The following is a 13,008-nucleotide window of genomic DNA, read 5'->3' as shown; positions in this document are numbered from 1 at the left end:
TGTTTCTTTCGAGAGGCAACCTATTTTTTTTGATTAAAAAGTAGATTATGAGAGAACCCATTACGGTTACGATTTTAGGCTCAGGTTCTGCGGTTCCTACGCCTCGTAGAAATACTTCGGCACAGATTCTTTCGGTAAATGAAGTGCCATATTTGATAGATTGTGGGGAAGGAACACAGACACAGATGTTACGCTATGGAATAAAGCAGTCGAGAATAACTGCCGTGTTTATTTCTCACCATCATGGAGATCATATTTTAGGTCTGTATGGAATGCTGTCAACGTTTAATTTGATTGGTCGAACGAAACCTTTGCATATCTATGCTCCTTCGGAAGTTCATCGCTATTTTGTGCTGCAGAAAGAGTTTTTTGGTGAGGTGTTTGATTATGAGATAGTGTTTCATCCATTGAGTTTTAAAGGGGTAAAGAAAATTTATGAGGATAAGCGTATTGAGGTTCGATCCTTTCCATTAAAACATAAGGTAGGGTGTTGTGGTTTTCTTTTTGAAGAGAAGGGTAAGGAGGCTAACATTAAGAAATCGGCTATCGAGACCTATGAGTTGTCTATCGCAGATATTGTAGCGGTCAAAGCTGGTGCCGATCATGTTTTGGGAGATGGTCGTGTGATCCCTAATGAGCGAATGGTTGTTCAGCCAGAAGCATCTAGACGTTATGTGTATTGTACGGATACAGCCCCATGTTTGGATCAATTTGACGAATTGAAAGGAGTCGATTTGTTGTATCATGAGGCTACGTTTGATAAAAAACAGGCTCTTTTGGCCAAGAAGACGGGGCATAGTACAACGACTCAAGCAGCGACGGTTGCTCGTAATTTGGAGGTGAAGAGGTTGATTTTAGGGCATTTCTCAAGTCGTTATAAAGATCTTGCACCACTATTAGCAGAGGCAAAATCTGTATTTTCTGAGTGTTCTTTAGTTCAAGATGGTGAGACCTATCTTATTGATTGAGTGTTTACTACTTTCTGATTATTAGATCAAACTAAATAAATTGCATCTTAATACTTTGATGATGTTAAGATGCAGTTTATTTAGATTTATTTGTGGTTACTGATCGGTTAGAAATATCTTTTCAAGTAGGTAGCTGGCATTCATCTTTTCTGTTGCTCCTTTTCTTAGGATATAGTCGAATATGATCTTCTCGTCTTGGTATTCAAATTCGAAACAGAAGTTTTTAAAATGAGTTGGAAAGGTCTCCTCTAATTTTTTTAACTCCAAATCGTGTGTCGCAACTATTCCAGAGGCAGGGTATTCAAGAATTTTCTCCAATACAATTTCAGATCCTTTAAGTTTATCTTTAGAGTTTGTTCCTTTCAAAATTTCATCCAAAAGAATGAATGTGTTTGAGTGGGTTTGCATATGCTGCTTCATCTGCTTAAGACGAAGTAGTTCGGCATGAAAAAATGATATCCCCTCGGATAGCTGATCTGAACTTCTCATGCTTGAGAATAATGCAGACGGTTTGAAGGTCATGTAGGAAGCAAAGACGGGAGCTCCTACGGAAGCAAATATAAGATTTGCGCCAACTGTTCGTAGATAGGTGCTTTTCCCAGCCATATTTGCACCGGTAATAATATGTATTAAATGATCTTGTTTGATGTGAAGAGGGTTTCCTATTGCTTTGGTTTTGAATATAAGTGGGTGAATCATCTCTTCTGTATCCATAATTGTGCTACTAGATGGTGTAGGGTAGGCTGTTTCTGGATAGTGGTATGCAATATGAGATAGGGCACAAAGTGCATCTAATTCGGCTAAGTTTTTTGACCATATCTCAATCTGATGTTTGTTTTTCTTGAACCAACGATCGGTGCGATGGGTTACCCAAAAATCTCTTAAGTATAGTCCATTTAATAGAATATTAACAACAAGGTTACTTCTTTGGTCAAGCGCTGAGAGAATTTTATTTAGCTCTTTCACTTCGGTGATAAAGCTATTGTTATCATTACATAACGGTTCCGTAATTCGCTTGAGCTTATGTGATTTGAAGAGTGGTGCTTGATGGTGAATAAGCATTAAGATCTTGTGTATACTCATCATGGATTTATATGTCCCATCGATAAATAGCAATCGTTTGTTCATTTGGGCTGTAATTAGGCCCGTTGCAAGCAATAGGGAAAGTACAGTGATAATGGCAAAGGCTGGATTGATTAGAGAGAAGCTGGATAAAAGAATGATGGTTATGTTTGTGGTCGTTAGGAAGGTGGCTGCAATGATTTGCCAACGGTGTTGTATTATGCTTTCGTATTTGTTGGCTGATTCGATCATTGGAGTGAGTGCAACCTCTTTTTTCCAGCTAGGGATACGAAGTTGATGTCTCCACTCGATCAAAGGCGAAAGCTCTCTATTAGCTTCCTGAAGTTCTATGATCTCTTCTTCACTTCTTAATGTGGTTTCAAGAAGTTTTGCTAGGTTTTCAGCCCCTTCTTTGGTTGCAGTTCTATTGATAAATTGGAACAGGGAATTGGGACCAAATATTTCTAGATCGTGACTGTATTCGTGTTTGTGGTCAGTGAATTCTTTACCATCATAATGATTAGAAAGGTCTCCGTCTAAAGAGTTGATCTCTGTCTTTAGTATATCGATGAGTGTGTCTAGATCATCACTATAGGCTTGAAATTTGATGTCAAATAGATGTAGGGCAATATAGGGGATTATCGAGAATAATATGATCCAAGGGCTTGTTTCGTTAGCTATCAGGTATATGCTGTAGCAAAAGAATAAGAATAGTAGCATTCTTATCACTCCAATCCATCTGCTTACTTTCCGTGCTTTATTCGATTTTTGCTCATTGGATCTAAGTGTGTTTGTGTAATACTCTCTTGGGTTATGCTGTTTCATATTATTAATCGAATGAGATATGGTTTGTGATTTAATGGTAAAGATATTTAGCTTTTGTTATATATTAAAGAAAAGTGGATGAATTGTCTCTGTTTTTATGAATGTATCGAACTTAATCATTGGTTTTCTGTTAATGATAAGAAAGTATAAGTATAAAAAAAACACTATGGCACATCCTGAACTTACGTATATAGTCTCTGTATTTACTGGTTTTTTTGCAATCATGAATCCTATTGCCAATACCACTATTTTTTTAAGTTTAACTGATGGAATTAGTGATAAGGATAAGAAGTTGATCGCTTACAGATCAACATTCATTGCATTCTTGATTACTAGTTGTTTTGTTGTAATGGGAAATCTAATCTTTCGTGTTTTTGATATCACTATACCTGCTTTTAAGATTACAGGAGGGGTACTGCTATTTTATGTCGGCTTTGGGATGTTGGAATCAAAAAGTAGTTATGGAAGTAGTACTGTAGCTTCTGATGATGTGACAAGTATTGCTGTTTCTCCTTTAGCAATCCCAATTTTGGCTGGACCTGGTACTTTGGTGACAGGTATAAACTTTGTGAGTGATGGAAGTTGGATTCACATATTGTTGACCATCTCGGTATATGCATTTATTTGTTGGGTAACTTATTTGTGTTTTCAAGGAGCAGATAAGATTGTCTCTTATTTGGGAAAGAACTTAATATCTGTTTTTGGTAAGATTATGGGATTAATCCTAGCTGTAATGGGAGTAGATATGGTGATAAATGGGATTAAATTGGCTTTCCTTAAGTAGTGTTCATGAACTAATGGTGTTGGGAAGAATATAGTTGTTTATCGCTGGTGCTTGGTGTTATAAAATGAGAGTGTTATTCATTACCCTTGTAGCGTAAATCTATTGATCTTATTTTACTTATGTTTTGTGTGGGGTGTATGGTACCAAAACTACTTTATTTAAAGTAATATGTGTGTAGAGTAAGAGATGCTTGGTCACACGTCTATCTATTAATAATGTGGGTTCGAACTTTTATCCTATATCATTGTCTTTCCATTAAGTTTCAACTCTTCAAACGGAGTTGTACAATGTAGTGTTCTTCGATTTGTTGCACTTCTCTGTAGCCAACTATGGTCTGTTTTTGTGATCTATACAAAAACAGGGTGTTATATCTCTTTGTGCTTAGGAAGAAGATTAGTGTTGTCCGTTTAAGTTCACGGGTATAAATTATGTGTTAATTTTATTTATGTATATACTTGCTGTTGTTATAAAAATGATATTCATTTGTTTATGATAAGGTAGGAGTAAAAATGTAATTGCCTAATTACGATAAATACAATAAATAAATGATACACGAATTAGTTACTTTTGGTATAAGTGTTTTGACTGGTTTCTTTGCGATAATGAATCCGATAGCCAATACGCCAATATTCATGGGTATTACAGATGGCTTAGGAGATATAGATAAAAAACGAGCAGCAAGGAAGTCAACTTTTATTGCATTTATAATCACGAGTTGTTTTGTACTAACTGGACATTTTATTTTTAAGATCTTCGGAATAACAATACCTGCTTTTAAGATTACCGGTGGGATTTTACTCTTTTATGTCGGGTTTGAAATGTTAGAGTCAAAAAAGAGTAAAGTTCACCATAGCATGACAGAAGATGATGTGTCAAGTGTTGCTGTTTCACCTTTGGCTATTCCGATTCTAGCAGGTCCTGGAACTTTAGTTACAGGAATTAATTTTGTCAGTGATGGTAATATGCTACACATGCCCATTGTAATCATAGGGTTTGGAGTAATGTGTTTTATTTCATATTTATGTTTTAGTGGAGCAAATAAAATAGTTGCTTATCTGGGGAGTAACATGATTGCTGTACTAGGTAAGATCATGGGGCTTATTTTGGCTGTGATGGGAGTTGGAATGGTTGTTGAAGGAGTAAAGTTGGCTTTTCTGAAATAGAATGTATAAGGCTGCCTTTCATAAAGACAGCCTTATATCAGTATTTTGTTTTAAAATTGAGATGACTTGTTTATGGTATTGGAAAGTCAATATCAATATCTGTCATGTTGTGTACGTAATTCGTTACGGTCATACCCAATATGATTCCAATGAAATCCATTAGATCTTTAAGATCATATCCTAATGAAAAGAATACGTTGACATCATCTTTATCTAGATGGCCTCCGTTTTTAGCTGCAGTTGCAGCCAAACAACTTAATGGACCTAGTTTCTTATCTGTCGAACTACAGTGTCTTGCTTCTAAGATCTCTTCGTCTGTCATTCTAATGACATTTTTAGCAATATAACTATGTGCTGCAATGCAGTATGTACACCGGTTGGTTTCCGCTACAGATAGCTTGATGTACTCCTGCTCTTTGGCTGTAAATTTACTTTGTTTCCCTACTGCATCCATCTTGAAATAGGCTTCAAGTAAAGCAGGAGATGTTGCAATCGTTAAGATAATAGCAGGTATGCGACCCATCTTTTTTTTCAATGGTTCAAGCATGTCTTGTGAAGCTTTTGGAAGTGCTTCAAATGCAGGAGCATAAATTTTTTCCATAATATAAATAGGTATAATTTGTTTATTGTATTTGAGAAGACTTTTCGTATTCCCATAATTTATTTTTTTGCCAGAAAATCATAGCATCTTCATTTCCGTAGTTGTACGCTCTTTCAATATAGTAAAGGGCTTTTTTAGAGTCTTTGTCTGTCCCAATTCCATCTAAATACATTCTTCCTAAATAGAACATCGCTTCGGCATGGTTGTTAAGGGCTGCTTTTTCACACCATTGAAAGCTTTTTGTAATATTTTTATTAATACCATTCCCTTTGTAGTAGAGCATGGATAATAAGAATTGCGAGTTACTATCTCCTTGTTTTGCAGCTTCAAGACACCAAAAGAAGGCTTTATGAGTGTTCCTTAATACTGTTTGGTTGCCATAGTAGTACCAACGCGTAAGTTCTATCTGCGCATTGAGATCACCTGATTGTGCTTTATGGATCATTGAGTCTAGATGGTTCTTTTTGGCAGAAAGCTTTAGTCCGCAACATAATAGTAGAAATATATAAATGATTCGTATTTTCATTATCACAAGTTTTATTACATTAGTAAAACAGTTAATCTATCGTGATTGTTTATTTTAGAGATATGAAGTTATTTATTAAGCGTAATCGAATATATTTTGGGTTACTCAGCCTCCTTTTAATACAGGTATTGTTTTCGATAATGAATAGTGCCAATGTGGTTTCATTTTTTTATTTACCGTATGTATACCATTGGATTGGGAATGTTATGGCGTGGGTAAGTGGATTTATAACTGTCTCTTTGTGGGATATCTTTTGGCTTCTATTGGTGGTGTACCTTGTTTTTGGATCTATTGGTGTACTCTTTTTCCGACGTTATAGAAAACGTTATGTTCGTACTCTATTGTTAGTTGTTTTGATTGCAGCCAATTGGTTCTATATCTCATGGGGATACTGTTATGGAAGATCGCCGATCGATAAAGAGTTAAATATTGAAGTTGAAGGTCTACAAAATGAGGATTTTGTTGCTGCTTATAATAAAATTGTATCAGATATCTCTAATATGGATAGTGTGGATTGGAATACCATGTCAAATGATTCATTAATTAGAGTATATAGAGATGGCTTGTCTCGTTTGTCCATACCGTTATTTGTTACTCCTCGTAGGATTAAAACGATGACCTTTAGTCGACTCTATATTCAAAGTGGTGTGTTAGGTTATTTTGGACCTTTCTTTAATGAAGTACATATTAATGGATATCTTTATGAGAAGGATTATCCTTTTGTTGTGTTTCATGAATTATCTCATCAACAAGGGGTCGGATCTGAGAGGGATTGTAATTTTATTGCATTTGCTTTATCCTGTGATCATCCAGATCCATCCATTCGTTATAGTGCCTATTTGAATATCCTTCCCTTTTTTATTAATTACTTCTATTCTTTTCCGAAAGAACAACGGAGAGGTCTATTTGATCAGCTCCCTAAATATGTAATTGAAGATTTGAAATCGAGACGAAAATGGTATAATGAGCAGAGTAATGAGGTTGCAAGTACAATACAATCGAAAGCCAATGATGTATACTTGAAGTCAAATGGAGTTACGGATGGAGTAATGGATTATGGTCGTTACTTTGGAATGGTTGTGAGTTGGATAAACAGATATAAACACCAATAGTGTGGTTTTGTTTAGACTAGATAAATATATCTGAGTTAAAAAATGTATATCGCACATAATGATTACCATAATATTTGCATAATATTATCTCTATGTTAACTTTGTATCAACGAAAATCGAAATGTCCATTTGGACATCGATGTTTTAAGTTGAAAACTAGTATCCGCCGTAATGACTTGGTTTTGGGGGAAGTCTGATTTTTCAGATATTTAGTCTTACGGCAATAGAGCAGAGATCAATTATATAGTGAACTTATTCAGCGGAATCTAGGTAGCAATTGTCTCATACTAAGATCGCTCTTTGGGGGAAGAGTTAAACAGAGTTTTGGAAGTTGTATTGTTCATGGGCAACTTCTTATTTTGAGTGGTTCTCTGTTGATCTGACTTTTATAGTATGGGTGTCCAAAGAATTTTTCATGGATCTCGCTCTATTTTTTTTATATAACAAACAAGGAGTAAAAAGACACAGCATGGTAAGGTTTTTGACTTAGCTACTGTGTCTTTTTTATGTTCCCATCTCACTGAGTCATTCTCATTTCTTCATTGTCAAAATAACCTATTTAAAAAACATATAAGTCATTCGATGCCATATAAACTCAAATGGTCCGTACTTGTGTCTTTTGAGCCATTGATAGCTAAATATGATTTGTGATAAAGCAATTAGAGTTGCGATGACAACGCTTCCAGTTGTGCCGATTCTTGTAGATAGGTTTAATCCATACGGGTAAAAAATGAATGTTCCGATGATTGACTGAAAGATGAAATTCGTTAGACTCATTCTACCATATATCTGTAATGCCTGAGATTGTCTATTGAAAAAAAAGGTTCTATACAGTAGTATGAAGCTTGAGATCCACATAAATGTAAATGATAAATTATACCACATTTTAAGTGTGATCATCATCGCTTCGATGCCAATTGTAATATTTGATATAAAATAAAGAGTCGGTGTGATGATTAAATTGATAATGAATAGACGCTTCCAAAATCTTGTTGTGATATCTGAGAATTTATTGTTTCGGTATAAAAGCAACCCGACAATATATAATCCGAGTGTTTGTGATGCTCTGCCATATTCTATGGCCCAACTTAAACAGGCTTTTATTCCTGTTGTGATATTCGATTGAACCATTGCTAAGAAATCTCCATTTGTTGTCGTTACTTCTAACTGCTTGTATAGTGCTGCTATATTATTTGAGAATGTAATTTCAGAATTAAAACATTGTGTTAGCCCTTTAAATAGTTCGATTGGCTGTAAGAAAAGCACAATAGATATTGCTATTAGAGATTTTGACCTAAGGTGAGCAATAAATGGTAGAACTAGGGCTACTATAGACATAAATATTAATGGATCTCCACCTGAAAAGAAAGCAGCATTCATAAGGCCAAAGCTGGCTAATATCATCCATCTCCAAAGGAAGAAAAGCTGGTATGTGTCGGTTTGCTTTTTAACTTTGTTGTATTGTATCCCAAAAGTAAAACCAAATAGGACTGCAAATATACCATAAGCTTTCCCTTCAAAAAGAAAATATAAGATATTCCTTAGTATTTGATCTATCTCATAAAGCCATGAGAACTGTGTGGGGTATATAGGTTGAATATCATATAAGAAATGATTTGAGCTATGTATTAGAAAGATGGAAATAATGGCAAATCCACGTAAGGAATCAACTGCTTCTATTCGTTTCGTTGCTATCATCCTATGATGTATTCTGATTTCGGTAAGTAAGATAATGCTTTAACGATAAGATAGGAACCGAAAAAAACCAGTAGAGCCATTAGAGGTTGTTGTATCCATGAGTTTAGGATTCCATTCATCTCATATGTTTTTAGACAATGTATCATCCATATGGTGATAAAATAGTGTACAAGGAAAATGCCATAACTGTATTTTGAAAACTCTCTGACTACTTTGTAGAAGAATCCTGTTAAAGTGATCTTCTGAAGTATCATAAATAATCCAGCAGTCATCATAATGACATTTATAGAAAGATTATTGATGAAGAATTCAACTTTTTGTCCTTCTGTTAGAATCCAAGTCATTCTCTCTGGTTGGGATAGGGAGAAGAGTAACCCTTTGTATGTAAAATAGGCTCCAGTTAACCAAAGTGCTGAGCCGAATAGTATGGACCTTACTTTTGTTAGTGTATTGTATTTATGTAGAAAAAAACCAAGAACAAGATAACCTAGGTAACCACTAAAGTTGTATAACATTCCATATTCGTTCCAATCACAAACCCCATGAATCTGAGGGAACCATATTTTTGCGTAATATAGAATAGTTGTGAGTACCCATATGAATAAAAAATAGGACAACCCTTTGGATGTCGTTTTTTCAAACCAAGGAGAGATTATTGGCATAAATAGATACAGTCCAATAATAGTGTAAATGAACCAAAAATGTACATTGACCCACGTGAAGTTGATTGGGATCATTAAAAGGCTTTTAATCCAGGGGGCAAGTGCACTTGCTGTCAGTGTGTTCTCTAGTCCACCGAAATTTATTTTTGAAGGCGTTGGAAGGAATACATATAATATCGACCAAATTAGGAAAGGGATAACTACCCGGGATACTCTTCTTCTTAAAAAAATAGAGGTTGTGTCTTTTAAGGGTAAAAGAAGTATGGCAGAGATCATGATAAATAGAGGAACACACGGGCGTAAGGTGGCAATAAAAAATTGAGTTGCACTATCTGTTTTTAGATCAAAGGCGGAACGAACATGAATCATCATGACCATAAAACAAGCCAACACTCGAATTAGATCTAGATAATGAATTCTTTGTCTTTTTGATAAATATTGAACCATAAATAAGTTGTAGTTTTTCAGTGTAGTCAAACTTATATAAATTCAATCATTAAAAATTTAATGTAGATTAAAAAATAGGATTTATATCGTTAGACGATGTGTCGGCTCTCATTTTACTTAGATGTTGTGGTGTCATTCCTAGATATGATGCGAGATAGCCTAGTTTTACGCGAGAGAATAAATCCGATTGCTCTTCTAGAAGAATCTCATAGCGAGCTTTTGCCGATTTTTGTAGTCGTTCGATACGACGTATTTGTAAACTCAATACACATTCTTGATGAGCGATTCTTGACCAATTTGCAATTTCTATATTGGTCGTATACAATTGGTTCAGATCATCAATATTAATTGCATACATCGTTGTGGGTTCTAATGTTTCGACATATTCGAAACCTGATTTGTTACGATACAATGTGAGTAGGGCAAAGGTAATATCTCCTTCTCGACTAAACCATGTTGTCACTTCTTTATCATCAACAATACAATAGGATCTGCAAAGACCTTTTTCAATGAAATAGAGATAATTATTCATCTTTCCCGCCTCGATAAAGAGATGGTTTGCTGGAAGTTTTATTTCGGTGAATAGATCCGTCAATTCTTTGATTGATTGATCTGAAGTTGGGTAAAAACGACGAATGCTATCTATTGTGTTCTTCATTATAATGGCTGTTCTTTGAGGTGTAGTTTACTAGCTTATAGTCAGAGGAATCTCCAACTATAAGCCTTTTCATATTATTGATTTGTAATAAAGTATCTTATTCTACAAGCATGTCCTTTACTTGCTTCATTCTTCTCTTTGGAAACTCTTAGATAGAGTGTATGGTTCGTATTCTCTAATTCTGGTTCTAGTACAAGATACCATGGAAGGTGTATGTGGGAACTCCAACGAGTGAAGAGATCCACTTTCTTCCAGTTCTTGTTGTCTACTGCATACTCTAATACTCCAGCATCAGGACCTGCGGCAATGGTAATTCCAATAGCTTTTCCTTTGAATTTGTATTTAAGGATAGCATTTGGAGTTTCAGAAATAAGCATTGGAACATGGTGGTAGTTATCTCTCGTTCTTTTTCCATCTTTAGGAACCCAAGATTCCTCCCGTTTCCATCCTTTAGGTATTCTTTTTAGCGCTGTAGTGTTTAATTTACCACCTTCATAACTGTATGTATCCATGGCCTTAGGAAGCAGATGTGTCGTAATTTTATCATCTTCAGCAACTCCACTACTCCATGCTTGATCTAAGAACTCTAGCATAGAATGGGCATAGATTCCTTGACCAAAAGGAGAGGGATGCAAATTCTTAAAGTCTTTCTCCCAAGTGAATTCTTTGTGATTAATTCGTTCTGTAACCTCTAAAGCTAGATTCAGAGATGGAATGTTGTAGTGTTTTGCTACTGCTTCATGATTAAGTATTACTTCGGGGGTGTTGCCGTTATTATAGGTTTCAATTTTATTCGGGTCCACAAAATGCATAAGAACAATGTCCATCTCTGGGTTTTTCTTTCGAAGGTGTCTAACGATTCCTTCCATTGCTCTTTTTTGTTCGATATTGGTCCTGCCATTAGATGCATCATTGACTGCCGCCTCTTCAAATAGAAGATCTATGTTTTCTAAATTTGGTATATCCCTCTCGATTCGGAATGATGCAGGAGTACTCCCCATTGAAGGTATTCCAGCTTTGATAAATTCGAATTGGGTTTGAGGAAAACGAATCTCAAGATACTGACAGATACTATCTCTCCATCCATGGTTATAGGTGATCGATCCACCTAGAAAAGCAACTCTCGCTTTTTTATTTCTTGTAAATTTTATTAAGCTGTTCTTAATGCCTCCTCTTTGTTGGTGATAATTGTTGGCATTAAGATTCTTTTTAATTTTAGGTGTATGGTATATAATAAAATCAGCACCAATTTGTGGCGTTTCAATAGGGAAGTGGTGTCCCCATAGATCTTGTTTGCCTTTTGTGCAAGGAATAATTGTTGCTGGACCTCCATGTTTAATATATTTGTCAACTAGTAGAAATGTGTTTTCTGTAGGTGGTACCACACGATCATTTAGACCTATCATGTGAAGAATAGGGATTTTAGCACTAGCTAATTCTTCAATGCCATTTAGTGGAATATCTTTATAAGCTAAAGCTTCTGTATCATTTTTAAAGCCATACTCCTTTTTTAATTTTTCCCATGTTTCTTTGTGCCCTTTTCCTTTTCCTTGCCCTAAAGGCCAGCTCTTAAAATCACATACAGGTGCTTCTGCATATATTGAGTTTACTTTATCTACGTTGTTCTTAGCCCAATTATAGACAAAAAGACCACCTCTACTCACAGCTTCTAAGGATGTTTTAGCAGACAGGTGATAGTTTGTTGTGATGTGTTTGTAAAAATTATCCCAAATTTTCATTGCTCTAGGTGATCCAAGCATACCATTGGTGTTGATAAATGCAATATGATATCCCTTTTCAAGTAGAATACTGTCCATCTCTGTATGCCAATTAGGAAATCGAGCCCTCCAAACCCATGGGTTTCCTGGAAGTGGGGTGTTGGGTATTACGATATGTCCTTGTATCGGTTGTTCTGAAATGCTTACCGGAACGATAAGTTCAAGTTGAATTTTTTTATGCCCTTTCCATTGGCTCTGGTCTTTTATATTTAGTTTCTCAGTAGGGGTTGATGCTACGGTGATAAAAGTAGATATAAAGAACAGTGTGGTGCATAGCCACATTTTCACTGTTTTTGTGAAGTACATCATTCTTATGGTTTTGTGTTTATTTATTAGTAAAGTTATTCTGAAATATAATGCTTTAGAAGATATCGGTCAAGTTTATTATGGTTTATTCTAAGAAGGAGGTTTACTGTGTTTAAAAATGTGAAATGTTCAATATAAAAAAGAGGTTGTCTATTCGTTTTAATCCGAATTATCTATTCTAAAGCTGCTTGCAGGTATTTGTTCCATACCTGTAGAGTCGTGTCTATTTTAAGATTATAATGGACATAACTGTTTTTTATGCTTTGATTATCTACTCATTTTAAAGATGTGTCCATACGATATATCATCCAATGGATTTTGAAATTCTATTTCAGTGTTTATCACTATTCTATTCTAGGATGGAATTTAATCCCTAAAATGATTGATGAAGAAAGGAAATATGTTACCATAGTGTTAT

The 13,008-nt window shown here is 35.2% G+C and carries 11 protein-coding genes; 4 read left to right on the top strand and 7 right to left on the bottom strand.

Going from position 1 to position 13,008, the window contains the following annotated elements:
• Positions 1 to 47: 47 nt before the first annotated feature.
• Entirely contained in the window at positions 48 to 968 is a 921-nt protein-coding gene (locus tag K5X82_05235; protein QZT38308.1) for a ribonuclease Z, read from the top strand.
• A 96-nt stretch (positions 969 to 1,064) separates the two neighbouring features.
• Here K5X82_05235 and K5X82_05230 read toward each other — a convergent pair whose 3' ends face one another.
• The gene (locus K5X82_05230) at positions 1,065 to 2,855 is read right to left on the bottom strand and encodes a hypothetical protein (protein QZT38307.1); all 1,791 of its coding nucleotides are present in this window, start codon (positions 2,853 to 2,855) and stop codon (positions 1,065 to 1,067) included.
• Positions 2,856 to 3,021: 166 nt separating this feature from the next.
• Here K5X82_05230 and K5X82_05225 point away from each other — a divergent pair, with 166 nt between their 5' ends.
• The gene (locus K5X82_05225) at positions 3,022 to 3,639 is read left to right on the top strand and encodes a MarC family protein (GenBank protein QZT38306.1); all 618 of its coding nucleotides are present in this window, start codon (positions 3,022 to 3,024) and stop codon (positions 3,637 to 3,639) included.
• Positions 3,640 to 4,184: 545 nt separating this feature from the next.
• Entirely contained in the window at positions 4,185 to 4,802 is a 618-nt protein-coding gene (locus K5X82_05220; protein QZT38305.1) for a MarC family protein, read from the top strand.
• Positions 4,803 to 4,872: 70 nt separating this feature from the next.
• On the opposite strand, the gene K5X82_05215 is transcribed toward K5X82_05220, so the two are convergent.
• On the bottom strand, positions 4,873 to 5,403 hold the full coding sequence (locus K5X82_05215) for a carboxymuconolactone decarboxylase family protein (GenBank protein ID QZT38304.1): 531 nt from the start codon (positions 5,401 to 5,403) through the stop codon (positions 4,873 to 4,875).
• A gap of 22 nt (positions 5,404 to 5,425) precedes the next feature.
• Positions 5,426 to 5,929 carry a sel1 repeat family protein gene (locus K5X82_05210; GenBank protein QZT38303.1) on the bottom strand — a complete coding sequence of 168 codons (504 nt, stop codon included), beginning with the start codon at positions 5,927 to 5,929 and terminating at the stop codon, positions 5,426 to 5,428.
• 62 nt (positions 5,930 to 5,991) lie between these two features.
• Here K5X82_05210 and K5X82_05205 point away from each other — a divergent pair, with 62 nt between their 5' ends.
• Positions 5,992 to 7,041 carry a DUF3810 domain-containing protein gene (locus tag K5X82_05205; GenBank protein QZT38302.1) on the top strand — a complete coding sequence of 350 codons (1,050 nt, stop codon included), beginning with the start codon at positions 5,992 to 5,994 and terminating at the stop codon, positions 7,039 to 7,041.
• A 555-nt stretch (positions 7,042 to 7,596) separates the two neighbouring features.
• On the opposite strand, the gene K5X82_05200 is transcribed toward K5X82_05205, so the two are convergent.
• From K5X82_05200 to K5X82_05185, 4 genes are all read right to left on the bottom strand, one after another.
• Positions 7,597 to 8,739, bottom strand: a complete 1,143-nt coding sequence (locus K5X82_05200; GenBank protein QZT38301.1) for a DUF418 domain-containing protein — start codon at positions 8,737 to 8,739, stop codon at positions 7,597 to 7,599.
• The gene (locus K5X82_05195) at positions 8,736 to 9,848 is read right to left on the bottom strand and encodes an acyltransferase (protein QZT38300.1); all 1,113 of its coding nucleotides are present in this window, start codon (positions 9,846 to 9,848) and stop codon (positions 8,736 to 8,738) included. The genes K5X82_05200 and K5X82_05195 overlap by 4 nt, the downstream gene beginning before the upstream one ends.
• 67 nt (positions 9,849 to 9,915) lie before the next feature.
• On the bottom strand, positions 9,916 to 10,506 hold the full coding sequence (locus K5X82_05190) for a Crp/Fnr family transcriptional regulator (GenBank protein QZT38299.1): 591 nt from the start codon (positions 10,504 to 10,506) through the stop codon (positions 9,916 to 9,918).
• Between the two features lie 74 nt (positions 10,507 to 10,580).
• A complete protein-coding gene (locus K5X82_05185; protein QZT38298.1) occupies positions 10,581 to 12,593 on the bottom strand; it encodes an SGNH/GDSL hydrolase family protein in 2,013 nt (670 codons plus the stop codon).
• Between the last annotated feature and the right edge of the window lie 415 nt (positions 12,594 to 13,008).

It is taken from the genome of Prolixibacteraceae bacterium (assembly GCA_019856515.1).
In the GTDB taxonomy this organism is placed as follows: Bacteria; Bacteroidota; Bacteroidia; order Bacteroidales; family Prolixibacteraceae; genus Halosquirtibacter; species Halosquirtibacter xylanolyticus.
Note: the sequence above shows the minus strand (reverse complement) of the source record. Positions and strands in the feature narration are given on the sequence as shown.